The organism is Dysgonomonas sp. Marseille-P4361, assembly GCF_900343125.1.
Lineage (GTDB): Bacteria > Bacteroidota > Bacteroidia > Bacteroidales > Dysgonomonadaceae > Dysgonomonas.
The window spans coordinates 152,653-178,076 of record NZ_OPYL01000004.1 but is presented as its reverse complement, the minus strand read 5'-3'; the positions used below and the strand labels follow the sequence as shown (position 1 = coordinate 178,076).

At 35.7% G+C, this 25,424-nt stretch carries 25 protein-coding genes; 8 read left to right on the top strand and 17 right to left on the bottom strand.

Annotated features, from left to right (window positions below):
• The first annotated feature begins 85 nt into the window (after positions 1-85).
• Positions 86-2,302: a S41 family peptidase gene (locus tag DHU68_RS09380; RefSeq protein WP_108822729.1), complete on the top strand. Its 2,217-nt coding sequence runs from the start codon at positions 86-88 to the stop codon at positions 2,300-2,302.
• A 59-nt stretch (positions 2,303-2,361) separates the two neighbouring features.
• Positions 2,362-2,961 carry a ribonuclease HII gene (locus tag DHU68_RS09375; RefSeq protein WP_108822728.1) on the top strand — a complete coding sequence of 200 codons (600 nt, stop codon included), beginning with the start codon at positions 2,362-2,364 and terminating at the stop codon, positions 2,959-2,961.
• On the opposite strand, the gene DHU68_RS09370 is transcribed toward DHU68_RS09375, so the two are convergent.
• The 8 genes from DHU68_RS09370 to DHU68_RS09335 form a co-directional block, all read right to left on the bottom strand.
• Positions 2,958-3,533, bottom strand: a complete 576-nt coding sequence (locus DHU68_RS09370) for a DUF4468 domain-containing protein (RefSeq protein ID WP_108822727.1) — start codon at positions 3,531-3,533, stop codon at positions 2,958-2,960. The genes DHU68_RS09375 and DHU68_RS09370 overlap by 4 nt on opposite strands.
• A 69-nt stretch (positions 3,534-3,602) precedes the next feature.
• A complete protein-coding gene (locus DHU68_RS09365; RefSeq protein ID WP_108822726.1) occupies positions 3,603-4,751 on the bottom strand; it encodes a hypothetical protein in 1,149 nt (382 codons plus the stop codon).
• Positions 4,752-4,764: 13 nt separating this feature from the next.
• Entirely contained in the window at positions 4,765-5,748 is a 984-nt protein-coding gene (locus DHU68_RS09360; RefSeq protein WP_108822725.1) for a D-alanine--D-alanine ligase, read from the bottom strand.
• A gap of 17 nt (positions 5,749-5,765) precedes the next feature.
• Positions 5,766-6,836, bottom strand: a complete 1,071-nt coding sequence (locus DHU68_RS09355) for an RluA family pseudouridine synthase (protein WP_108822724.1) — start codon at positions 6,834-6,836, stop codon at positions 5,766-5,768.
• Positions 6,836-7,456 (bottom strand): PASTA domain-containing protein, encoded by a 621-nt coding sequence (locus tag DHU68_RS09350; protein WP_108822723.1) that lies wholly within the window; start codon positions 7,454-7,456, stop codon positions 6,836-6,838. Before DHU68_RS09350 ends, DHU68_RS09355 begins: the two co-directional genes overlap by 1 nt.
• A gap of 146 nt (positions 7,457-7,602) precedes the next feature.
• The gene (locus DHU68_RS09345; protein WP_108822722.1) at positions 7,603-8,070 is read right to left on the bottom strand and encodes an Lrp/AsnC family transcriptional regulator; all 468 of its coding nucleotides are present in this window, start codon (positions 8,068-8,070) and stop codon (positions 7,603-7,605) included.
• 121 nt (positions 8,071-8,191) lie between these two features.
• Complete coding sequence (locus tag DHU68_RS09340; protein WP_108822721.1) at positions 8,192-9,208, bottom strand: FKBP-type peptidyl-prolyl cis-trans isomerase; 1,017 nt, start codon at positions 9,206-9,208, stop codon at positions 8,192-8,194.
• Positions 9,209-9,228: 20 nt separating this feature from the next.
• On the bottom strand, positions 9,229-9,813 hold the full coding sequence (locus DHU68_RS09335; RefSeq protein ID WP_108822720.1) for an FKBP-type peptidyl-prolyl cis-trans isomerase: 585 nt from the start codon (positions 9,811-9,813) through the stop codon (positions 9,229-9,231).
• Positions 9,814-9,989: 176 nt separating this feature from the next.
• Between DHU68_RS09335 and DHU68_RS09330 the strand changes: the two genes are divergently transcribed.
• A complete protein-coding gene (locus DHU68_RS09330; protein ID WP_108822719.1) occupies positions 9,990-10,676 on the top strand; it encodes an NAD-dependent deacylase in 687 nt (228 codons plus the stop codon).
• Between the two features lie 57 nt (positions 10,677-10,733).
• On the opposite strand, the gene DHU68_RS09325 is transcribed toward DHU68_RS09330, so the two are convergent.
• The 3 genes from DHU68_RS09325 to DHU68_RS09315 all read right to left on the bottom strand — a co-directional run bounded on the left by DHU68_RS09325 (position 10,734) and on the right by DHU68_RS09315 (position 14,421).
• Complete coding sequence (locus DHU68_RS09325) at positions 10,734-12,194, bottom strand: aminoacyl-histidine dipeptidase (RefSeq protein WP_108822718.1); 1,461 nt, start codon at positions 12,192-12,194, stop codon at positions 10,734-10,736.
• A 137-nt stretch (positions 12,195-12,331) separates the two neighbouring features.
• Positions 12,332-13,267, bottom strand: a complete 936-nt coding sequence (locus DHU68_RS09320; protein ID WP_108822717.1) for a metallophosphoesterase — start codon at positions 13,265-13,267, stop codon at positions 12,332-12,334.
• A 143-nt stretch (positions 13,268-13,410) separates the two neighbouring features.
• Positions 13,411-14,421, bottom strand: coding sequence for a lysylphosphatidylglycerol synthase transmembrane domain-containing protein (locus DHU68_RS09315; protein ID WP_108822716.1), 1,011 nt, complete (start codon positions 14,419-14,421; stop codon positions 13,411-13,413).
• Positions 14,422-14,531: 110 nt separating this feature from the next.
• Here DHU68_RS09315 and rsmA point away from each other — a divergent pair, with 110 nt between their 5' ends.
• Both rsmA and corA read left to right on the top strand, forming a co-directional pair.
• The gene (rsmA, locus tag DHU68_RS09310) at positions 14,532-15,326 is read left to right on the top strand and encodes a 16S rRNA (adenine(1518)-N(6)/adenine(1519)-N(6))-dimethyltransferase RsmA (RefSeq protein ID WP_108822715.1); all 795 of its coding nucleotides are present in this window, start codon (positions 14,532-14,534) and stop codon (positions 15,324-15,326) included.
• A gap of 99 nt (positions 15,327-15,425) precedes the next feature.
• Positions 15,426-16,370: a magnesium/cobalt transporter CorA gene (gene corA / locus DHU68_RS09305; RefSeq protein WP_108822714.1), complete on the top strand. Its 945-nt coding sequence runs from the start codon at positions 15,426-15,428 to the stop codon at positions 16,368-16,370.
• 96 nt (positions 16,371-16,466) lie between these two features.
• On the opposite strand, the gene DHU68_RS09300 is transcribed toward corA, so the two are convergent.
• From DHU68_RS09300 to DHU68_RS09270, 6 genes are all read right to left on the bottom strand, one after another.
• On the bottom strand, positions 16,467-17,381 hold the full coding sequence (locus tag DHU68_RS09300) for a polyphosphate kinase 2 family protein (protein ID WP_108822713.1): 915 nt from the start codon (positions 17,379-17,381) through the stop codon (positions 16,467-16,469).
• Positions 17,382-17,704: 323 nt separating this feature from the next.
• Entirely contained in the window at positions 17,705-18,334 is a 630-nt protein-coding gene (locus tag DHU68_RS09290) for a nitroreductase family protein (RefSeq protein ID WP_108822711.1), read from the bottom strand.
• A gap of 177 nt (positions 18,335-18,511) precedes the next feature.
• On the bottom strand, positions 18,512-19,030 hold the full coding sequence (locus DHU68_RS09285; RefSeq protein ID WP_108822710.1) for a gamma carbonic anhydrase family protein: 519 nt from the start codon (positions 19,028-19,030) through the stop codon (positions 18,512-18,514).
• Positions 19,030-20,430, bottom strand: coding sequence for a thioredoxin-like domain-containing protein (locus tag DHU68_RS09280; protein ID WP_255412476.1), 1,401 nt, complete (start codon positions 20,428-20,430; stop codon positions 19,030-19,032). Before DHU68_RS09280 ends, DHU68_RS09285 begins: the two co-directional genes overlap by 1 nt.
• On the bottom strand, positions 20,420-22,198 hold the full coding sequence (locus DHU68_RS09275) for an aminopeptidase P family protein (RefSeq protein WP_108822708.1): 1,779 nt from the start codon (positions 22,196-22,198) through the stop codon (positions 20,420-20,422). The genes DHU68_RS09280 and DHU68_RS09275 overlap by 11 nt, the downstream gene beginning before the upstream one ends.
• Before the next feature lie 34 nt (positions 22,199-22,232).
• A complete protein-coding gene (locus tag DHU68_RS09270) occupies positions 22,233-22,592 on the bottom strand; it encodes a polymer-forming cytoskeletal protein (protein WP_108822707.1) in 360 nt (119 codons plus the stop codon).
• Between the two features lie 189 nt (positions 22,593-22,781).
• Here DHU68_RS09270 and folB point away from each other — a divergent pair, with 189 nt between their 5' ends.
• Genes folB through DHU68_RS09255 form a run of 3 tightly spaced genes read left to right on the top strand, consistent with a single transcriptional unit; the run spans position 22,782 to position 25,241 of the window.
• Positions 22,782-23,135 (top strand): dihydroneopterin aldolase, encoded by a 354-nt coding sequence (gene folB / locus DHU68_RS09265; RefSeq protein WP_108822706.1) that lies wholly within the window; start codon positions 22,782-22,784, stop codon positions 23,133-23,135.
• A 6-nt stretch (positions 23,136-23,141) separates the two neighbouring features.
• Positions 23,142-23,669 (top strand): RNA methyltransferase, encoded by a 528-nt coding sequence (locus DHU68_RS09260; RefSeq protein ID WP_108822705.1) that lies wholly within the window; start codon positions 23,142-23,144, stop codon positions 23,667-23,669.
• A gap of 54 nt (positions 23,670-23,723) precedes the next feature.
• Positions 23,724-25,241, top strand: coding sequence for a DUF4301 family protein (locus tag DHU68_RS09255; protein WP_108822704.1), 1,518 nt, complete (start codon positions 23,724-23,726; stop codon positions 25,239-25,241).
• Positions 25,242-25,424 lie beyond the last annotated feature (183 nt).

Sequence of the window (25,424 nt, the reverse complement as noted above, 5' to 3'; positions counted from 1 at the left end):
GAGCGGTTTTTTCTATCTTTAGTCTTTAGCCCAATTCCCCTAAAATAGTAGTTTAGATTATTTATAAACTTAATATCATTGACCTATGAGAAATCTTATCTGTTCGTTATTAACACTCGTAGTATTAATATCCTGTAATGTATCCAATAAAGATAATACGATGTCTTTTAATGGAGCTGAGATCCGTAAAGGGTGGGATAGTTATATGAAATCCGATACCAAAACCGGATGGTTCACAGTTAATGGCAACACTGTTGTAGATACTACAACTCTGTACAAAGATAATCTCTATTCTTTGCTCTCTACTCCGGCAGAAAATGACCCTTCAAAAATTTGTCAAACATTCTATAACTTTGATGTAATCAATATAGAAGGAGATTCTGTTTCGTTCAGTGGAAATTTTAAGGTATCTGCAAAGGATAGCCTCAAAGTTCATTTTGGAATTCAGCAAATCGTGCCGAATGGAAACCCTATAACTAAAGTGACAGAGGAAATAACGATTAATGGTGATTCCGATTGGTTGAATTTTGATCTTACATCTCATATGGATGAAAGTGTCCACAGTATTCTTTTCTTTATTTTGTCGAAAGGCGAAGGAAAGATATGGACAAGCAACTGGCAAGGTGAAATTGATGGCAAGTCTCTAAATCAATTATCTGTGCCAACGATCAAAGAAGATAAGGAATTTGATGAGTCTTCTAAGGTTGTTTTGGATTCGCTTACTCCACAGATGCTTGAAAACCTAGAAGCTTTAGGAAGGGTATGGGGATTTCTAAAATACTATCATCCGGAAGTAACCAAAGGTAAATATAACTGGGATTATGAGTTGTTCAAAGTGCTTCCGACTATTGGCAATGCAAAAGATAAAGAAGAACGGAGTAAACAAATAGGTAAATGGATCGACAAGTACGGAGAAATTAAAGACAAGGAAGAGTATATAATCGCTGACTCCAGTAAATATTCACGAATTATCAATTTAGATTGGTTGAATGATGAATCTATTTTTAATAAGGAGTTAATTGAAAAACTCAATACAGTAAAAAATGCTAAACGCAGCAAGAAGAGTAATTATTATATGCTCCTTTATAGAGGTATGGGGAGAGATTATAATGGGATGGAAAAAGCCTATAAAAATATTTCATGGGAGGACCAAGGATATAGAATACTCACCTTATTCAGGCTATGGAATGCTGTCGAATATTGTGCTCCTTATGTGGAAATGACGGATAATCCATGGAGAACACTTCTTAAGGAATATATCCCTCTGTTCCTGAAACGGGAAAATAAAACGGAGTATGAACTGTCTATCGTAAAGTTATTCTCTAATGTTAATGAATCTCACGGGGGGATTAGAATACCTAATCACAGTTTATCAGGTTCACATTTTATACCCCGTTATTGGGCTGAACCAACTTCTCTTAAGTTAATAAAATCGCAAGAAGGAAAAGTTGTTGTAAGTGAAACGGAATGGGAAGAGTTTCAGAGAGGTGATGTGATTTTAAAAGTTGGTGATAAAACTATCGATGAGGCTATAAAGGAGAGAGAACCTTACTTGGCTACATCAAATCCATCGACACTTTACAGAGATCTGTTACCCTATATTTTTTCATTTGATTCCACTCCAACACGGTTGACAATAGAACGTGATGGAAATCAAATAGAAAAGATGATCGGAAAATTGACTAAAGCTAAAGAGAGAGTAGGTATAAGAAAGCCTCAAAGTTACACTCTAGAGAAATATAATATTGGCTATATAGATGTTAGTAAAGTTAAAGCTGAAGAGATAAGTAAAATAGTACGAGAAAATAAGAATGGTATAATTCTTGACATGCGGAGTTATCCGGACTATAATGTTATGAGGACATTAGTGCCTCTCTTAACAGATAAAGCTTATCCTTATGTATGGTTTTCTAGTAATGAATCTACTCAAGTAGGAAATTTCAAATTTATGGCAGAGTATAAAACAGAAGCAAATTCGGATTATTACAAAGGGAAAGTCGCTATTGTTGTAAATGAAGGAACGCAAAGTCATGGGGAGTTCTCTTCCATGGCATACCGTAAAGCTCCTCGCAGTGCTATTATTGGCAGCCAGACAGCAGGAGCGGATGGAAATATACAAACGTTTAGCCTTCCCGGTAATATTTCGGTTACATATACAGGTTTAGGCACTTATTATCCCAACTGGGAAGTGTGTCAACGTGTTGGACTTAAAATTGATATTCCTGTTCGTCCCACAGTGAAAGGTGTTAGAGAAGGACGCGATGAACTATTGGAAGAAGCAATCAAATTTATAATGAAATAAATCTGTGTGAGAAGTTAATATTTTTAAATAAATAAAGAAATATATATATATATAAATAGATGCTACAATTATATATTAATCCAGATTTGATAGAGGCTGGGTGTGACGAGGCTGGTAGGGGATGTCTTGCAGGACCAGTTTTTGCGGCAGCAGTAATTCTTCCTAAAGACTTTGAATGCGAGGAACTGAATGATTCGAAGCAGTTGAATGAAAAAGCTCGTTATAAATTAAGACCTTTGATAGAAGAGCGGGCTATTGCGTGGGCTGTCGGAATTGTTGATCATAAAGAGATAGACCAGATAAATATATTAAATGCCTCTTTTCTTGCTATGCAGCGAGCCGTAGCGTCGTTGAAAGTGAGACCTCAGCATCTGCTTATCGATGGGAATCGTTTTAAGAAATATGAAGATATACCGCATACTTGTATTGTAAAAGGTGATGGAAAATTGATGCCTATTGCGGCAGCATCGGTGCTGGCTAAAACCTATAGAGACGACTATATGTTGGGTCTTCATCAGGAATATCCATATTACGGATGGGATGGGAATAAAGGATACCCTACTAAAAAACACAGAGACGCCATAAAGGAATATGGTATCTCTGAATATCATCGTTTAAGTTTTAATCTGAAAGATAAGCAGCTAACTCTTGATTTTTAACGGTTACTAAAATGCTTTTCAAAATTCTCGCCTAACTCGTTAAGGAAGAATAATGTGCTTTTACGTGTGTTTTCTCTATACTCTTTTACTTCGTCATCTATATTGATCGCATTGTCAGTAATGAAATCCTCAGCTCTGATAATACGAGGTAAAAGTTTATTTTTTGAAGAATTTTCGTATAAGTAAGAAATATCAGTTACTTCTAAAACACATCTGTCCTGAAAAATAAATCCATTGATGCGATAACGCATAACCATTTTTTCTCTTACTCCTTTTTTGTTTGCAGGAAGCAATAGTTCAATTCTTGATTTTGCGATAAACTCTTTATTCTTAGTATCGTGCCTAACGCTAGAGAGAAATGGATCTTTCCCGTAATTTTCAATAGCCCAATCTTTTAACAAAGTATAATTGCCATCAGCTGACATACTTTCAACAAGAGATACTTCTTTCAGAAAAGTAACTTTTTCTTCAATTACAGGCACACTATTAAACTTTTCCCCTTGTTTGGCAACTTGAGCAAAAGTGTTGATAGTTAGGATGATCCCAAGAATAATAAAGATATATCTTCTCATAGTTTGTTGTTTGTATATTACAAATATAAGAATAATTAAATTAAACGTATGGTCTCAATCCTTGTTTGTTCATCCCTTAGTTGCTTCTAAATGATTTTTTAGTGTATTAGAATACATTTCTAACATCTTTTCCCAAACGAAGTCATAGTCTATATAATCAAGATCTATTTTCTTGATTTGTTTATCTAGATAAGCCTTAAATTCATCTTCCTGACTATCGGTATATTTATCAGAGAACCGTCTTTCTTTGTTGTACAAATCGTGTGCAATGTAATTGCATGGATAGATTTCATAATTAGAATGAATCTCCTTGTCAATTATCTGAGCCGCTAGTTGAGGCTGCAAACGTTTGTCAGGTTCAGTGATCTTGTCAAGCTCCGGATTAATACACTTTCCAAACCGAAAAATAACATTGCCTTTATATCCTAAAATACCGATTTCCATGTTCAAAAGATCGTCTCGTTGAGTCTTTTTGAAGTCAGGATCGTCTCTCTTTTGTTGAAACTCTTTAGCTTTCAAATAGTCAGTAGGGTCGTATTCATAGGAGATTGATAAAGGAATAAGATTCATTTCCTTCAGACTCTCAATAAATGATTTGTCTTCAGGATACAGCGCAAGCATTTTTAATAGACTATCTTGTGTTCGGTCGTCTGAATTCTTAGCTCTACCTTCACGCTGAGCAATCCAAATAGACTCTTTTTTTGTGTTAATTGCGTAATGTATGTATTCAGACATATGCTTTGATGCAATCAACCTCTCTTTCAAGGAAAGACCACGTCGAACGATAAAGCTCTTGTTAAGACGGACCAATTTATCTATCCAAGGGTGAATAAGCAAGTTGTCTCCAATAGCAATCTCTGTAGTTTTGAAACCTTTTTCTACACGAAGGATGTTTAACAAGCCAGCATCCAGCACGATGTCTCTGTGGTTTGATAAAAACAGATGTTCTACCGAACGGTCTATCGTTTCCCACTTATCAAGCTTAAAGCTAGGGGATGCTTTCATGCCCAAAGCTCTAACTACAGGATAAATCATTTTTGTCTGAAACTCTTCTTTTGTCTTGTAGGAAGACATTTCAGCAGAAAAATCATCCCAGTTGATATCGGGCATAATGTATCTTACTGCATGTTGAAATCCGGGATCTACTAAGATCTCCTGAATTGCTTGTTCTACCTCGTGATCATAAAGAGGTGCTATATCGTCAAATTTATTCGTCATGGTGCTCATAAATTCAATTTACATCAAATTCGTTTTCAATAATTTCAGTCAACACTTCTGTTATATTTAATCCCGCAGCTGCTATCTGTTGAGGGATAAAACTTGTTTTAGTCATACCCGGAGTAGTGTTAACTTCCAGTAAGTATGGTGTATTATCAGAGATAATAAAGTCGGCTCTGATTATACCTTTGGCTCCAACCAAATCGTAAATCTTAGATGTTAGACTTTTTATTTCTTTTGTCATTTCGTCAGAGATACGAGCTGGTGTTATTTCTTCTACCTGTCCTTCGTATTTTGCATCATAATCGAAAAACTCATTTGCTGTTACTACTTCAGTCAGGGGGAAGATTGTTGCTTTATCCTTTATTTTATAACAACCACATGTGACTTCTGTTCCTGCTATGAATTTTTCTATAATTACGTCTTTAGTTTCGTTAAAAGCAATATTAATTGCTTCTTGCAATTTATCTTCCGATTTAACTTTCGTTGTAGCAAAACTAGAACCTCCACTATTTGGCTTTACAAACATTGGAAATCCTAATTTTTCAGCAATACTTTTTGTTTCGTATTCTGTTTCTTTATTCAAATATAAGGAATCGGCAACTTTAATCCCAAAGTTTTTTAGGTAATTATTGCAAATAAACTTATTCATTGTTAATGAAGATGCCATCATACCGCAAGTAGAGTAGGGAGTACTTAGCATATCAAAGTAGCCTTGAAGGCGTCCATCTTCACCAGGCGTGCCATGTATGATGATAAAAGCAAAGTCGAATGGAATCGAACTTTCGCTATTAGGTAAAGTGAAACTGAAGTCATTTTTGTTAACAGGTAATATTGCACCTTCAAAGTCGACGCTCCAGCTTTCTTTTGTTATTTTAACTTTATAAACATTGTATTTATCCTTATCGAGGAAAGAATAAACTCCTGCCATACTTTTCTCGGAAACTATAATCTCTGAACTATAACCTCCCCATACGATAGCAATGTTACGTTTCATATGTTTATATATTTTTCTTAGATACTACGATTTGAAATATATCCTCTCCATTTTTCGAGTAAAGAAGTCATATCTTCGGGTAATGGTGCTTCAAACATTAATTCTTCTCCGGTGCGTGGTTGTATAAAACCTAATGTCTGAGCATGTAGTGCTTGTCGGGGACATATACTGAAACAATTTTGGACAAATTGTTTGTATTTCGTAAAATTAGTTCCTTTTAGGATTTCATTTCCTCCATAACGTTCATCATTAAATAGTGTGTGTCCTATATATTTCATATGAACGCGTATCTGATGAGTACGCCCGGTTTCCAATTTACACTGTACCAAAGAAACATAACCTAAGCGCTCTAAGACTTTGTAGTGGGTAACTGCCGTCTTTCCATAGTCTCCTTCTGGAAATACAGTCATCAACATACGATCTTTCAGGCTACGTCCGATGTTTCCTTCTATACGTCCTTCGTCATTCTCCACAGAACCCCAAACCAAAGCTACATATTGTCGTTTCGTTGTTTTGTTGAAAAACTGAGCCGAAAGATGAGCTTTAGCATAGGCATTTTTTGCAACGACAATCAGTCCCGAAGTATCTTTGTCTATACGATGTACAATGCCTAGACGAGGATCTTTTGCATCGTACTCCGGAGTGTCTTTTAGCTTGTATGCAACAGCATTAACCATTGTGCCCTGATAATTGCCAAAACCAGGATGTACTACCAATCCCGGAGGTTTATTGATTACCATTAGGTCTTGATCTTCGTAAACAATGTCAAGAGGGATGTCTTCAGGAATAATCTCCAATTCTCTAGGAGGTCTGTTCATTACCACCGATATTGTATCTAGTGGCTTTATCTTATAGTTCGATTTTACTGGATTGTCATTTACAAGTATACAATTGGCTTCTGCTGCCTGTTGTATTCTATTGCGCGATACATTAACTATATGTATTGACAGATATTTGTCTATACGCATTGCGCCTTGTCCTTTGTCTACTACAAAGCGATAATGCTCATACAGTTGAGTATCGTCTTGCTCATCTGTAAAATTATCTTCTGCGAAATCTTCTATTTCGTCAAACGAGTCGTTTATCATTATTCTAGGAAAGATTCTTCTATATTGATGTCTTCAATTGTAGGTATACTGTCTTGAAATTCAACACCTCCAGCACCTACGGCCATTTGTAGAGGTGCTCCTTTGGGTATTTTTTGATTAGGAGTAAGTTCTCTCCCTTTATACGAAACAGAAACGACAATTCCGGCATACGCAGAAGGAACTTCTGTTATTAGAATATTTTTGAATCCTAAAGAGTGAAGCTGGGCTTCGGCTTGACGTCTGGAAAAATCTTTTAATTCAGGAACCGGAATCATTTGCTCTCCCTTAGCCTGAATTGTAAGAAAAATAGTTCTTCCGGCCTTAATGTTTGAATTTTCTTTGGGAGTTTGTTCAATTATTGCTCCAGGAACTCCTTCTTTTTGATATAAGGAATCTGATATTTCGTAAGATAGTCCGGAAGATTTAAGTATTCCGTTAGCCTCCTCTACTTGGAGCCCTTTTACCGAAGGAACTTTGATGAACTCGCCATGTTTAGTATAGCTATTCAATGCAAATAACACTATTACAATTAATAGGATGCTAACAATTCCTATTAGCAATATATTTTTTACAAAAATATTGGTAAGAATTCGCACTATTATATTTTTTTCTTTACTCATGTCTGATCCTCTGTATATAGAATTACAAAAGTATTAAAAAAAAGTGTGGCTTATTGCTTTTGTGCTATAATTTATGTTATTGAGCAATAAAAGAAAAAGGATAACCTCATAGAGATTATCCTTTTTTATGCTGAAAGAAAAATTAATTAATCTTCAGTTCTTGAAATTGGAATTTGTCGTTTAACTCCCTGACTTAAAGAAATCATGGTTTCTGTTGCAACAACTCCGTCAATTTCCTGAATTCTATCATTCAATAGATCCATTAGATGTTCATTATCTCTGGCATATAGCTTGATCAAAATGGTGTAAGGACCTGTTGTGAAATGAGATTCTACTATTTCGGGTATTTTGTCCAATTCAGGAATAACTGTTTTGTACATAGAGCCTTTTTCAAGTTTAACTCCGATATAGGTACAAGTGTTATATCCCAAAACTTTAGGATTAACAAAGTATCCTGATCCAACAATTACGTCCATTTCTACCATGCGTTGTACCCTTTGATGGATAGCAGCACGAGATACTCCACATTCTAGAGCTACATCTTTGAATGGTATTCTGGCATTCTGAGAGATGATCTCTAAAATCTTTTTGTCAAGTTTGTCAATTTTTTGCATATAAAGATCTTTTTTGTTATTTTAATTCAAATATAGAGTATTTTTTTATAAAAAGAAGACTTTTTGTTCAAAAAAAAGAATTCAATATGCCAAAATATTATCTAATGTTGACTATTTGTTTTTATTTTCCTTCTATGCTAAGCAATTCCACATCGAATACTAGAGTAGAAAATGGAGGTATTGAACCAGCAGACTGTGCTCCATACCCAAGTTCATAAGGGATGTATACAGTCCATTTAGATCCAGCAGGCATTAATTGAAGTATTTCAGTCCATCCGGGTATAACTTGACCTACTCCAAATGTTGCAGGTTCGCCACGTTCTACCGAGCTGTCAAATACTGTTCCATCAATAAGAGTTCCATGGTAGTGAACGTTTACAACATCACTCGCAGTTGGTTTTGTACCGTTTCCTTCTTTGATTACTTTATACTGTAATCCACTAGGAAGTGTAACAACTCCTTCTTTTGTTTTGTTGTCAGCTAAGAATTTTTGTCCTTCTTCGATTTGAGGAGCATATTCTTTTTTCATTTCTTCTTCTCTAGCTTTCATCTCTTTTTCTTGGATCTCTTGCATTTTTACGCTAAATATAATATCAGGGTTAGCGATAGCATGTTTTCCTTTTTTAAGAGAGGTAGCGATAGATGCAATAAATACATCTGTATTTAGTTTTTTACCAGAGTTTTCTCCGTATAATCTTTCAGCCATTTGAGGAAGCATAGTTCCGCCAATTTGAGTTCCTATAGTTTGTCCCAACAAAAATGCTTTTTGAGATTCAGGAGCATTGATTGTTGATTTCATTCCTTTCAAAAACTCAGCAATACTTCTTTCATTCGCTTTTTTGATAGAGTCAATCTTAAAACGCATTGTTTTCTCAAGCTCTGCTTTTTTAGAACCTGTAGCATCTGCTTCAATAAGCTGTTTATATTGAAATTGAACAGCCGCTGTGTCAGCAAGAAGTCCCATTTGCATTAGATGAGACTCTAATCCTTCATTATATAGTTTTGCAGCAAAGGCATAAGAAAGTGTATCTACATCAGTTTTTAATGGTGCGTTTGTTGATATATTGCCTCCGCAAGATGTAAGTAATGCTCCAATAGCTACGAATGAGCTAAGAGCTAAGACTTGGATTTTTTTCATGTTTTTATTGATTATTATAATTAAAGAATATTTAAAACTTCCACTTCGAAGATTAATGTAGAGTTTGGCTCGATAGATTGTCCTGCACCTCTTTCTCCATAAGCAAGGTTAGAAGGAATGAAAAGTTTCCATTTAGAGCCTACAGGCATTAATTGAAGAGCTTCAACCCATCCCGGGATAACTTGGTTGACACCGAAAGTTGCAGGTTGACCACGTTCTACAGAACTGTCAAATACAACACCATTGATTAGAGTTCCATGGTAATGACATTCTACTTGGTTTGTCGCTTTTGGTTTTGGACCATTTCCTTCTTTGATTATTTCGTATTGTAGTCCGCTAGGAAGTTCTACAACTCCTTCTCTTTTTTTGTTTGCTGCTAAAAATTCTTGTCCGGCTTTTAGGTTAAGCTCAAGTCTTTCAGCTTGCAAATTCGAAAAATATTCGTTCATGACTTCTTGAGCTTCTTCATAAGTCATTTCAAGTGTGCCTTCATTCATTACATCTTGGAATCCTTTGATGAATGTTTCAGTGTCTACATCTTTAATACCTGAATTCATGAAGTTGTTAGCAATACTTAAGCCTAAAGCGTAACTGATCTTGTTCATAATAGTTTTTTTGTTTCTAAATTAAGTTCTATAAATCAATTGGTTATTTAAATAGATTTATAGGTTGTTTTGTTTTATTTAACCCACAAAAGTAACTCTTTTCGTGAGACTTCAATATATATTGTGGTTCAAAAAATGTATATTTGTGTACTATACTTATATTTTTTTAATAAATTATGAAACATATTGTTGTTTTAACTGGTGCAGGAATGAGTGCCGAAAGTGGAATATCTACTTTTAGGGACTCAGGTGGATTATGGGAACAACATTCGGTAGAAGATGTTGCAACTCCCGAAGGTTTCAGGCGTAATCCTCAATTGGTTCTTGATTTTTATAATACTCGAAGGAAAGAATCTTTTGATACGAAGCCAAATAAAGGTCATATAGGGTTGGCTGAAATGGAGAAAGATTTCAAAGTGTCTATTATAACGCAAAATGTAGATGATTTGCATGAACGAGCGGGAAGTACAGATGTACTGCACTTACATGGGGAGTTAAGTAAAGTTCGTTCGACAGTAGACCCTTCTCTTATTTATACGTTGACTGCCGATAATTGGGAAATAAAGTTAGGCGACAAGTGCGAGAAAGGTTCTCAGCTCCGACCGCATATTGTATGGTTTGGGGAGGCTGTTCCTATGATTGAAGAGGCTATGCACACTGTTCAAAAAGCAGATATACTTGTTGTTATTGGCACCTCCTTGAATGTATATCCGGCAGCGGGCTTATTGAATTATGTAAAATCAGGAACACCGATATTCTTGATAGATCCAAATGAAGTGAAGGCTTCCCGAAATGACATCTACTTTATCAAAGAGGGTGCTTCGGCAGGTGTAGAAAAATTGAGAGAATTATTGAAAATATAGACTTCTTATTTAAAATAAAAAAGGCATCTTATCGAGATGCCTTTTTTTGTTATAGTCTTATTTTATTCTTTCTAGTGTTTTTAACAGATAGCTATAGAATTTCTCAACAGTATCTATTTCTACATACTCGTCCGGAGAGTGAGCATTCAAAATTGTAGGTCCGAAAGATACGATGTCTAACCCAGGAGTGCTTGAAAGTATGATTCCACACTCAAGTCCAGCATGAACAACAACTACATGAGCTTTTTCGTTGAACATTTCTTCATAGAGCTCAGCCATCATGTTTAATGTTTTAGACTGGGCATTAGGTTGCCATCCCGGATAAGGGTTCTCTATGTCAACTCTTGCTCCTGCTAACGCAAATGCACTTTCCAAGCTAGAGCAGATTTCATCTTTGCGAGTTTCAGAAGAACTGCGAGCAAGCATTTTTGCTTCAATGCGACCCGGTGAAGATTTTACAGATGCTAGGTTTGTAGAAGTTTCAACGATACCTTCAAATTCGGTTAACATACCAATAGATCCGTTTTGACAAGCTACTACAGCATTGATAAGTCCATCTTGAATCTCTTCCGGGATCAATGTTTTTGGAAGTTCTGTCTTTTCAGCTTTGAAAGATAGGTTTGCAACAACTTCAGCCGCTTTGTACTCTTCCTTGTAGATCCCCTCATATTCTTTCACCAAGTCAAGGAAGTCTTTTTCGTCTTCTTGAGGTAGGGTTACTATAGCCCACGACTCGCGAGGAATAGCATTGCGTAGCGATCCTCCATCGATAGCTGAAAGACGTACTTCGAAATTGCTGATAGCATCTTTTAAAAAATATGCCATTAGCTTGTTTGCATTAGCTCTTCCTAAATGTATTTCGGTACCAGAGTGCCCTCCTTTTAGTCCTTTCAGAACCACTTTGTAGGCGATATCACCTTCCGGAACTTCTACATCTTTGTATTCCCATGTAGCATTAATATCTACACCACCGGCACATCCTACGCAAAGTTCGCCTATCTCTTCAGTGTCAAGATTTAATAGAATGTCTCCACTAAGGAAGCCTGGCTGTAAGCCACTAGCACCTACCATCCCAACTTCTTCGTCTACTGTAAAAAGTGCTTCTATCTTTCCGTGAGACAGAGTTTTGTCTTCAAGAACAGTCATTATAGCCGCAACTCCGATGCCATTGTCAGACCCCAATGTTGTAGATTTAGCTTTTACAATGTTTCCTTCGATTTTCATTTCGATAGGGTCTTTAGTAAAGTCATGAACTACATCATTGTTTTTTTGAGGAACCATATCAAGGTGAGATTGTAATATCACTACCGGAGCATTTTCCATTCCTGCTGTAGCCGGTTTGATAATAACAATGTTTCCTGTTTTATCTTGTTTTACTTCCAATCCTAAAGATTTTCCGAAATCGATAACGAATTTTGTAACTTCCTCCATTTGCCCTGTCGGTCGAGGAATCTGATTAAGATCGTAGAAGTGCTTCCACAATCGTGTCGGTTTTAGATCAAGTATTTCTTTTGACATATATTTATGTATTTAAAAATTTCGATTAGTAACAAAGATATAAAATTTTAGCAAAGTCTTCTGTTCATAGACGAAAAGACTTTGCTAAAAATATCGTAATTATGTCATTTTGATATTATGACAAAATGAAGCGTCTTTTAGAATGTAAAAGAGCGGGAAGTCATTCTACCTTTTCCTTCAACAATAAGTCTGTTTTCGTAAATTTTCATTATTCCAAAAGAGTTGTCATACTCTGTTTCTATCATTCCTTCTAAAGTAATGAATGGTATATTATTGAACTTGCCAAAATTACCTTTGTGGTAATGTCCTGAAAATACAGCTTTAATAGATTCGTGTTTTTCGAGTACCGAAAGAACCTCTATATCATTAAGTGTATTGTGATCGTGTTTTGGGTAGAGTGGGTGATGGGTAAATATTATCACTTTAATATTTTTATTGTCAGTATCAGTTAAAACATTGTCTAGCCAAGTTAATTGTTTATTGCTAATACCTCCGTTCCATTCATATCCGTTTATTCTGTTCTCTTTTTTTATTTTAGTCATTATATTCTCGAACTCTTTCTGTTTGTGAGTGTTGGTTATATTGGCATAAGACGAAATCTCATTTGTGTTCAAGAAAATAAGAGCAATATTTTGATCTGAAAGATGTAATGTGTAATACTCAGAGGGCATTTTTAATTTACCGTATAAAATTTGATTGTCTGTAATCCCCATATAGTCATGATTCCCTGCAATGTTGTGGATTGGAGTTTTTAATTTACTCAATCTTGCTGTTATTGTATCTATATCACTGGGTGTTTTGTCGGATAAATCACCAAGGTTGACAGTCAGATCGACCTCATTTTCGTTTAACTGTTTAACAGCTTCTTCTATTTTGGGTAGCGAGTTTCTGTAAAAACGGGTTCCTCTGGCATCACAATCGCAATATTGTATATCTGCAATTAGACCGATCTTTAGTAAAGGAAGCGTGTCGCTTATCGTATTGCTTTGTTTGTGGGTAAGCGCATAGAGATTGCAAGTTGAGATGGTGAGATATATTAAAAATAAGATCAAGAAAGAATAGATATATTTCATAAGTCTTTTATTTAGGTTGTAAGTGTATCAAATATACGCAAACCATTAGAAAGAGAAGGGGGCATCCCCTCTATTTTAACCTAAAAAGATATCTTTTTATTTAGATCTCTTGTGTGTTTTGATGTTTTTTAGAAATAAAGGATTTATTTCGATTTTTTCAAGGAGAGCATTCCCATCCCGAAAAACCCACATAATATAACCCAAAGCGATTGTAATCCAAAGACTCCCACTGCAAAAGCTTTAGCTTCTAATCCGCTAACACCATATAAAGCTAATGCTGCAACAACAGCTACCTGCCAAGGACCTAAGCCTCCATTTGATGGAACACCCATACTTATACTGCTAAGGGCAAAGGCTATCAATCCTGCGGTAAAACCTAAATCTTTGGTGAAGTCGAAAGCGAAGAATGTGATGTAGAAGTAAAGAAAATAGGAACCCCATATGCCGATTGTGTATAGGAGTAACCGACCTTTTGTATCCATTTTCCAAATAGCTTTCATATCAAGAATAATTCCTTTTGTGAATTCTTTAATCTTACGGACTATTATGTTTTCACTGAAGTATTTTAATACGATGTATGTGGTGATAATAGCCGCACCTATACCAATGTAAAATAAAGGAGATTGTAATATCTCGATAATAGATTCTAGTGCTTTTTTTCTTTCTTTAAGCTGATCAATAAAGAATTGCATATTGAAGATGAAAGCAAAAAGGGTAATGGTTAAGACTGTGAAAGTGTCGAAAATACGATCGAGTAGCATTGTACCAAAGGCTTTGGTAAAAGGAATGTTTTCTTCTTTAGAAACTGCTCCGGTTTTCCATAATTCTCCGGCGCGAGGCAATGCGAAGTTTATTGCATACCCTCCATAGGTAGCATAGTTAAGAGTAGATACTTTAGGGTTATATCCTAACGGTTTTAAGAATAGTTCCCATCGGTAACCTCTGATGGTATTGCCTAAGAGTCCAAAAGGAAGAGAGATTAAAAGAATTCCCCAATTAGCTTCTTTCAAGATAATCCATACTTCTTTGAAGTCAATGTCTCTGAATAAAAAATATAAAATAACGATACCTAAAGCCAGAGGTAGTATAGTTTTGATCAGTTTGTTCAATAAAGAGCTTTTTTTAGAAGCTATCCCATTGCCTGTTTCTTCCATGCCAAATCAATAAATTTGTATTTATGTAAATAATAGTGTTGCATTAAAGTTAAATATTTATAATAAAAACACTACCTTTGCGGCTGCAAATATAGTGATAAATATAAAGTATGCCTGCAGTTAGACCAAAGAAATTCTTAGGGCAACATTTCTTGAAAGACTTAGATATTGCTCGTAGGATTGCTGATACACTTGACGATTTCTCCGATCTGCCAGTAGTAGAGGTAGGTCCGGGTATGGGTGTGCTTACTCAATATTTGATAGAAAAGGGTAGAGACTTGAAGGTTGTTGAAATCGATAGAGAATCTGTTCCCTATTTGCATGAACATTTTCCTGCATTGGATGGGAAAGTCATAGAGGGAGATTTTTTGCAGTTAAATTTAAAGGAATTATTTGAAGGACAATTTTGTCTGATAGGTAATTATCCTTACAATATCTCCTCTCAAATATTTTTTAAAGTTTTAGAATATAAAAATCAGATACCTTGTTGTTCAGGCATGATTCAGAAAGAAGTGGCAGAACGTATTGCTGCTAAGCCGGGAAGTAAAACATATGGTATCTTAAGCGTGCTGCTTCAGGCATGGTACGACATAGAATATCTTTTTACGGTGAGTGAGAAGGTGTTCGACCCTCCTCCCAAAGTGAAGTCGGCTGTGGTCAAGCTTGTGAGAAATGACCGACAGCAATTGAGTTGTGATGAAAAGTTATTCAAAACTGTCGTGAAGACAGGCTTTAATCAAAGACGAAAAACGTTGAGAAATTCGATGAAACCACTGTTGGGGAAAGAAAATGAGGCATACTCGAGTCCTATTTTCGACGAACGACCCGAGCGGCTCTCGGTAGCAGATTTCGAAGCATTGACAAATATCGTTGCAGCCCATTTGTCCGAGAGTATAAGAAAATGATTTAGTCGGGGTGTTAGGTAGTGCATAAGATGCACAGGTAGCTTAATGAAACTGACTAATCTTGAAAACTAGAACTGTGAACCAGTAAACTAAAAAGACATGTCGGAAATTAAACTATTCTACCATAAAGATGGTGCTATACGAGTTAGTCGTAGCATTGAGTTCTTGAAAATTACTCCAATCAAAAATTTTCTTTGGATAGACTTAAATAATGTGGATGAGGAGATCGAGAGTGAATTAGAGGACTATCTAAAAATTTATATTCAGGAAGAAGAAGAAATGGTCGAAATTGAGATGTCTTCTCGTTATATGGAGACGGCAGACTCGCTGGTGGTAAATTCAAACTTCTTATTAAGTAATTTTGAAAGAGAACCCGTATCATTCATCCTTAAAAATAATATATTGATAACTGTGCGTGGAGAAGAATTGACTTCATTTCAGGAGACAGTAAAAAAAATATCGGCCAACCCTAAAATGTATCCTACCGGATATCATGTGCTTGTTGCTATATTGGAGACTCGGGTAGAACTGGATGCAGATATGGTTGAGCATATGACAATGGAGATTACCTCTCTGAGTAATAGTATTAGTATAAAAGAGGCTGACGAGGAATTGTTGATGGAGATCAAGAACCTTCAGGAAAAAACAATGTTGTTGCGAGAAAATATAATAGACAAACAACGTGTTGTTTCTAATATGCTGAAAAGTCAGCTGATGCCAAAAGAGTTACATGGACTTATAACCATCCTTATTAAGGATATAAACTCACTCTTGGAACATACGCGGTTTAGTTTCGATAGGCTAGACTATTTACAAGATACATTCCTGGGTTTTGTAAACATTGAGCAGAATAAGATTATTAAAATGTTTACCGTGATCTCTGTTATTTTCATGCCTCCTACACTGATAGCGAGTGTTTATGGTATGAACTTTAAAGGGATGCCTGAGTTGGAATGGGAGTATGGTTATGGCTTTTCTATAGGAATGATGATTGTCGCAGTAGCTGTTATTCTGTTTTACTTTAAAAAGAAGAAATGGCTGTAACTTTTGAATTGTATTGTTGTAAAAGATTGAATAATATAAAGAAGCCGCCTACAGACTAAATATGTAGGCGGCTTTTCTGTTGTCTGATATAGAGTTTTAATCATCTTCTTTTTCAATATTGTCTTTCTCTATTCGTGTCGAAAAAGCTTTTTTAGCCTCTTCTATTTTCCCTTTCGCTTCTTCATTTAAGATAGGGTAGTGTAGATTTAGTTCTTCTATCTTATCGCATATAATCTGCCCTACAGCGTATCGCATAAACCATTTTTTGTCAGCTGGTATAACATACCAAGGTGCATAAGAGGTAGACGTGGCGGTAAGCATATCGGAATAAGCTTTCATGTAATCATCCCAATATTCTCTTTCTTTTAGATCAGATGCAGAAAATTTCCAATTCTTTGAATCATCCTCAAGTCTAGATAAGAAACGTTCTAATTGCTCCCCGTGAGATACATTGAGAAAGAATTTAAGTATAATAGTCCCATTTTCGGTTAGATGTTTCTCGAAGTCGTTTATCTGGCGATAACGGTTTTTCCAGAATTTTTCGTCTACATCTTCTACTTTATTGATATTTGGAAGTTTCCCGTTTAATACAATTTCGGGGTGAACTTTTGCTACTAATACGTCTTCGTAGTGAGAACGATTGAAGATCCCTATACGACCACGTTCGGGCAGGCTTTTGTAAATTCTCCACATATAGTCGTGGTCGAGTTCTTCTGCTGATGGTTGTTTAAAAGAGAATACCTGACAACCTTGAGGATTGATGCCAGACATCACATGTTTTATCGTTCCATCTTTGCCCGCAGCATCCATTGCCTGAAAGATAATCAATACAGAGTATTTATCTTGTGCATAGAGTTTATCTTGTAATTTCGTTAGCTTCTCGGTGTTTTCTTCTAGAAGCTGTTTTGCTTCTTTCTTTTCGAGATCGCCGGTGTAATCGGTCTCAAAATCTGCAACTTTGTGCTGCTTTCCGGGTTTTACTAAGATTTTCTTTAAAATGTAGTCTTTCATTATTGGTTGTTTTAGGGTTTTGTTCTTTATGATGTTATGCGAAGATTAAGGAAGGTGTAAATGATGATTAGAACTATGTTTGTTAAGATGCCATATCGTGTTTTTACTCTTTTCTTTAGAACATATATGCCTAGAAATATTCCTGTAATACTGCAAGTTATAGATGTTATAATAAGCCAATTAGGGTATAGAAATATATATAATATTCCTCCAAAGTTTTGGCCATACAATCTTTCTATACCTGTATAGAGCCAAATTGAGTTGAATAAAATCATCAATGTGCCTATAGATTGGCTGTGGTTGACTTTGGCGAGAGTCATATGTTACTTAATAACCTCTATTAAATCATTCAGATCCTTTCTTACTTTTGGTTGATTGTTCATCCAATCCTTTTCTGGGTCTTTGTAACCTAAAGGGAGCATTACAGTTGAGGCTAGATTCCGTTCTTTAAGTTTTAGAATCCTATCTAAAGCAGCTTTATCATACCCTTCGATAGGGACAGAATCAATATGTTCGTTAGCAGCAGCAACACAGGCTATACCTAAAGCTATATAAGTTTGACGGGCAAGCCAATCTTCGAAATAATTGTAGTTTCTCTCCATAAAACTCTCTACTTTTTTTCTGTAATTGCCGAGCCATTCATCTCCGGGGTTACGTTTCCATTTTATGAGGTCGAAATAAGTATCCAGATCTTTTGTTGTTATTTGTGTGTATGAAGCGAATATCAGCAGATGAGAGCATGCTGTAATTGGTTGTTGAGGACAAGCTTCTTTGAATATCGTTTCTTTTAATTCTTGATTTTCGATGACTAAGACTTTATAAGCTTGTAGCCCTAGTGATGTTGGTGCTAAATTGATAGCTTCTAATATCTTGTTTACTTTTTCTTGAGGAATTTTTTCTCCATTCATGCCTTTGCAGGCATGGCGCCATTGTAAGTCTTCTGTTAGTTTCATGTCTTAAGTCAATTTGTTTATATAGTTAATAACAGCAGATGTTTGTGATATGTTCCCTCTTATAGAGAGTAAAAGTAGTATTTTAGTTATATGAAATAAAAAACTCATTGGCAAAAACTGAGTAGAGAGTGTTTCAGACCAATGAGTTTAGTTTAATTTTTCTAGTTATAGAAAATCTTATTCTTCCTTAAACCAGCCTGAGTACATCAGGTAGTTTTTGGCAATCTTTTGGTTGATCTCTTTTCCTTGCTCAGGATCTACTTTCTTTACAAACTTAGCAGGAACTCCTGCATAAATACTGCCTGGTTCGACTTGAGTTCCACTCAGAACAACCGACCCTGCTGCTATAATAGCACCTTCGCCAATAACGGCATGGTCTAATACGATAGCTCCCATCCCTATGAGTGCCCCATTTTCTATCTTAGCTCCGTGTATAACAACATTGTGCCCTACAGAAACATCATCGCCTATTTCTACTACAGATTTTTGGTATAATGTATGCAAAACACTTCCATCTTGTATGTTTACGCGATCTCCTATTCTTATCGAATTAACATCACCACGCAATACAGCATTAAACCAGATGCTGCAATCTTTTCCGATAACTACATCGCCGATGATTGTTGCATTTTCGGCAAGATAAGTATTGTCTCCAATTTCAGGAGTAAAACCTCTAACTTCTTTTATTAAAGCCATTATTGATATAAATAATTAAAAAGTTTTTGTAAATTTTCCAGATCAAGCTTCTTTGCTATAATCCTTTTATCTTTATCCAGAACTAAAACAGATGGTGTGCCTGATACATCATAGTGCATCCAATACTGAGATTTGTAATTAAGATCGGCACAATTGATCCAACCTGTAAGCTTGTTATCATTTATAAATTTAATCCAATCTTCTTTGCTGCTGCCTACATTGAAAGCTATAATCTCCAAACCTTTGTCTTTGTATTTGGAATAAAGTTCGTTATACATCTTTGGAACCTCTGTGACGCAGTATCCGCAGCTAGGAGAGTAGAAGTATAGTATAGTGTATTTGCTGTCTATTCCATTTGTGTTTATGCTATCCCCACTGATTGTTTGTACTCGTAAGTTGTGAGCATACATACCGATTCTGTTATTCTTTATTTTTTCATACATCTGTCCCAGTTTCAGATACTGGGTACTATCTATCCAAGAAATATTCTTGCCCATAATGTAATCTTCGTACAAGCGAGACCAAATGTTTTTATCTCCCATTTTAAGACTCTTTATAGACTCATTTATTAGCTTCGATAGCATACGTTCGAAACAAATGTCATTATCGATCGTTTTTTTTACTAACAGACTGGCTGCAGAAGCTAACGAATCGGGACTTGCTTCCACCCATTGTTGCAAGTATGTGTCTATGTAGTTCTCAAAATAATTCGTTCTCCAGAATCGGGGATCTGTAAGATTTATGTTGTCAAAATAGTGAAGCTTTCCATATTTTCTGTTTTCACTTGCCTCTTCTTGAGTTTTGGGCTCAGGGTAAGGGATGCCTGTTGGTTCTAGACCTTTGATATATAAGGCTCCCCATAGGTCTGTGTTTTGTTTAAATAGTGCCTTTTTGTAACTGTCAATATCTTTTTGGGCTTTATTTAGCTCCTTTTCTTTAGCTGACTTCTCTTTGTCTGAAATATTAGAATTCTCTATCTGTTCCCTCAATCTATCAGCATTGTATGTCATCTGAATGTATTGCCATAGCACTTCGGTGTCTTTTGATCCTGATACCTTGTTAGCTTTTATATCGTTTTCATTCAAGGTGAACTTGATGTTGTTCTGTTCACTACCAATGAGAAAATCGACTTGATAGTCTGGTTTTATATATAGAAAATATTGACCCTCAAGCTTACTCTCTGGAGATGAGAATTTAGCTATCCCTTCATCAGAAATAAATGTTGAATCAATAGCATATGTACCACTATTCCAATACTGTCCCAGGTAAATCTTTTTACCTTTCTGTGTTGGAATAACTGCTTCTAATTGGAATGATTGCGTATTGTTGTTTGTGTTGATTTGAGCCTCCACTTTAAAGTAAAGGAGGAGGCTCAAAATTAGTAGGAATCTATATTTCATCAGTTTTTTCTTTTAACCAACTTTTTTCTTCTTCCGATAAAAGAGGAGATAGGCGATCATATACATACTTATGGTATAGATTGAACCATTCCACTTCTTTTTCGGTAAGCATTTCTTTCACGATTGGAGTTTTGTCTATAGGACAAAGAGTAAGAGTCTTGAATGAATAGAAATCTCCAAACTCAGTAGTCGTTTCGTGCTGAGTTAATACAAGATTTTCAATACGTATTCCGTATTGGTTTGCTCTATATAGACCTGGCTCGTTAGATGTAACCATTCCTATCTGTAGCGTTGTAGGGTTTTCATTCATTCTGATGTTTTGAGGTCCTTCATGAACATTCAAGAAATGACCAATACCGTGTCCTGTGCCATGTAGGTAGTTCAGTCCATTGTCCCATAGCGCTTTGCGTGCAAGTATATCTATCTGGCTTCCACGTGTGCCTTGAGGATAAATAGCTGTTGCGATATTGATATGTCCTTTTAGAACCATTGTGTAATCTTTTTTCATTTGCTCTGTAAGCGGTCCTACAGCAATAGTACGGGTTATATCGGTTGTTCCATCAAAATACTGTGCGCCCGAATCTACTAGCAGGAAACCTTCTGCTTTTACATCAAGGGAGCTTTCTTCTGTTACATGGTAATGAACAATAGCTCCATTGGGTCCATATCCGGATATTGTGTCGAAGCTTTCTCCTACAAAATTTTTCTGTTGACTTCTGTACTCAACAAGTTTTTGAGGAATCATAATTTCGGTAACGTTTCCTGTAGGAACAGCGTTCTCTAACCACATTAAGAAACGTACTAAAGCAACACCATCGCGCTCCATCGCATTGTTGAATCCCTGTATTTCTGTTTCGTTTTTTATACTCTTCATCAAGTCGGCAGGAGAAGGGATATCTATAATGCGGCTGCCTGTAGGTATTGTGTTATATAACTTAAATGTGACTTTATTACTGTCAAGGCAGATTGATGATTTTGAACCGGCTATGTAGTCAAATACTTTAGTGTATTCTGCTATTGTAACACCTTCGCTTTTTAAATAGTCAATCGTTTCTGCTGTCAATTTTTTAGGGTCAATAAATAGAACAGTTTCTGCTCTGGATATGTATGCATAGCTAACAGCTACAGGATTACATTTTACGTCATTGCCTCTGATATTGAATATCCAAGCAATAGTATCTAATGATGCTACAAGAAGAGATTCTGCCCCGTTTTTTTCTACAGCGTCGCATATACGTGAGATTTTCTTTTTTGCAGATTCCCCTGTATATTCTGTTGGTAGTACAAAGATCGGGTTCTTAGGGATTTCGGGTCTGTCATTCCATATAGTGCTGAATGGATCGTAATCGCTAATGATATGTAAACCTTTCAAATTCAATTTGTGAGTTAAGCCTATTGCCTCTTTAGCTGCATAAACACCTCCGTCTATACCAACATAATCACCTTCGGAAAGTTCGCTTATTAGCCACTCTTCTATAGATGGAGTAGTAGGAAGCCCTTCTTTGAAAAGTTCAATTTCTGTATTATTTAATTCGTTTGCAGCCTGCAAGAAATAACGGGAGTCTGTCCAGAGTCCGGCTTTTTCTCGTGTTATAACTACAGTCCCGGCAGAACCGGTAAATCCACTAATCCACTCTCTGGATGCCCAGTGAGAGGCTGGATATTCACTAAGGTGAGCATCGGTACTAGGAATGATAAAAGCATGTATGTTTTTATCTTCCATAAATGTATGTAAGTTTTTAATTCTCTTATGGATTGCGTTACTCATAAGTTTACGTTTTTATAGTTCTAGATGTTAATTGTTATTCTTCTGGCTTGTACATAGAGCATTTACCATCAAGCTTTGCTCCCGGCTCTATTTCAATAGATGAAGTTGTAATATCTCCAGTCACGATTGCAGACGCGCGTAATATAATGTTTTCGGAGCATTTGATATCACCACTCACTTTTCCAAGAACTTCTATGTTACTACATTCTATATTGCCTGTAATAGAGCTGTTTCTTCCAATTATAATTTTGCCTTTACATGTAATGTTTCCTTCTATCATCCCGTCTATTCTGAAATCTTCATCGGAGCATATATCTCCAACGATGCGTGTTCCCGAAACTAAGACGTTATGTATGCTAGCGGTAGTAGCTAAAACTTCCTTTATTTTTGCCATTAATTACATTTCGTTTTATGTTTAGAAAAGCAAACTTAATTAAAAATCGTTATAAGTTAATAGGAGTGGAATGTAAATAGTGCCTCTTTTAACAAGTATTATTTATTTAAAGGAGAGATTTGTGTATTTCATTTTAGTACTATCATTTGCTAATTTTGTACCTTTGCGCGGTAATAAAAAAAGGTAAGGATGAAAAGTTATATCTTGCTGGAGAATATAACCTTCTTTGCTAATCATGGAGTGTTTCCTCAAGAGAAAAAAGTAGGTAACGTATTCGTAGTTAGTCTAAAGATAAAAGTGGATTTCTCGAAATCGTGTCTTTCTGATAATTTGGAAGATACAGTTAGTTATGCATCAGTGTATGAAGATGTGAAAAAAGAAATGGATATTCCGTCTAAGTTATTGGAGCATGTTGCATATCGGATAATCTATAGTTTGAAAGAAAAGTATTCGGAGATAGAAGAGGTCGAGATTAAATTGTCGAAGCGCAACCCACCGGTTGGAGGTCAGATTGATTATGCTAGTGTTGTTTTGATAGATTAAGTTTATATGAAAGTAAAATCTATAACAGAGCTGAATCGGAAATCAATTGAGGAATTTAAGGAAACAGAAAAAATTCCTTTAGTGATAGTATTGGATAATATAAGAAGTCTGAATAATATAGGATCTGTATTTCGTACGTCCGATGCTTTTTTGGTAGAATCTATTCTTCTATGTGGTATAACAGCTTGTCCTCCAAATACGGAAATTCATAAAACAGCTTTAGGTGCAGAATATTCTGTGGATTGGGAATATTTTGAAAACACAAAAGAAGCAATATCTTTTCTGAAAGGAGAAGGGTATTGTATTTGTGCAGTGGAGCAAGCTAAGGATAGTATGATGCTGCATGAGATGTCTTTAGATAAAGGAAATAAATATGCGTTGGTGTTAGGGAATGAGGTGAAGGGAGTGTCTCAGGATGTAGTTGACCTATGCGACCAATGTGTGGAAATACCTCAGTTTGGAACAAAACATTCATTAAACGTGTCGGTTGCCGGAGGTATAGTGGTTTGGGAATTCTTTAAACAACTAAGTTGATATTATTATATTTTTGCTAAATTTGCAGAAAGAAAAAGACTAAGTATGAGAACAATGACTGATTCGGATAAACGTTGCCTTGAAGAAAAAGGAATAGATGTTGTGGATTTCCTGCAACAGTTGGATCGTTTTAAAACAGGCTTTCCTTATTTAGAGTTAGCTTCTGCTGCTTCAGTAGATAAAGGAATTGTAGTAGTAACTTCCGATACTGAACAAAAGTATCTAGATAAATGGGATGCTTATAGAGCAACATCGAAACGAATAGTGAAATTCGTTCCAGCATCAGGAGCGGCAAGTCGTATGTTCAAAGATCTGTTTAGTTTCTTAGATGCACCATATGAAGTTCCTGCCACGGCTTTTGAAAAAACTTTTTTTGATGGATTGGATAAGTTTGCTTTTTATAATGACTTAAATGCAGTCTGTATTAAAAATGAAGGGGAGGGGATTGAATCTCTGTTGCAAAAAGGAAATTATAAAGCGATAGTGAAAAATCTTTTGATGGCTGAAGGTCTTAACTATGGCGCTTTGCCTAAAGGTTTATTAAAATTTCATCAATATGGAAATGTTTCCCGTACTCCGATAGAAGAACATTTGCAAGAAGGTTATCTGTATGCTCAAAACGGAGAAGGAAAGATCGAATTGCATTTTACTGTTTCTCCAGAGCATAGAGCATTGTTTGAAAAACTTGTAGGAGAAAAGCAGCCTGAGAAGGAGAAGGAGTTGTTAGTCTCTTACGATATTAGCTTTAGTGAACAAAAGCCTAGTACCGATACTGTTGCTGTAGATATGAATAATGAACCTTTCAGAGAAGATGATGGTTCGTTGCTCTTTAGACCAGGAGGGCATGGTGCGCTTATCGAAAATTTAAATGAGTTGGATGCTGATGTTGTCTTTATTAAAAATATAGATAATACTGTGCCCGATAAGCATAAGGAAGTAGAAACAAAATATAAAAAGATTCTAGCGGGAGTATTAGTTAGTGTTCAAGAGAAAATATATGAATACTCAAAGCTTCTAGACTCGGGTAGATATACTCGTGAAGAGTTGCTGGATATTTTATATTTCTTGCAAAATACGCTAAATGTAAAAAATCCTGATACAAAATTGCTTGAAGATGCAGAACTAGTGTTGTATCTGAAACGTAAATTGGATCGACCATGTCGTGTCTGTGGTATGGTTCGGAATGTAGGAGAGCCGGGAGGGGGACCTTTTCTTGCCGTAAACTCGGATGGAACTATCTCTCCTCAAATATTGGAAAGTTCTCAGATTGATATGTCTGATCCAGCCAAAGTGGGAATGCTTAAAGGGAGTACTCATTTTAATCCAGTAGATTTAGTCTGTGGAATCAAGGATTACAGAGGGTTTCATTATAATTTAAAAGATTATGTGGATCATAATACGGGCTTTATTTCGATGAAATCTAAAAATGGAAAAGATTTGAAGGCTTTAGAACTTCCTGGACTATGGAATGGAGCGATGTCGGATTGGAATACTATTTTTGTAGAAGTTCCCATTGAAACATTTAATCCGGTGAAAACTATAAATGATTTATTAAGGCCTGAGCATTTGTAAGTTAAATGTCTTTTTTAGTTGATGTTGATGTTAAAAGCATGGACTCTCTTAAAAAAAAAGAAGATATCTGTTTTTTATATAAAAAAAAGATTATCTTTGCCTTGTATAAATATAAGTTATGCTGTTTATTTGTGTGCTTATTATTTATTTAATTACAAAACTACTTGAACAAGAGACTTTTAT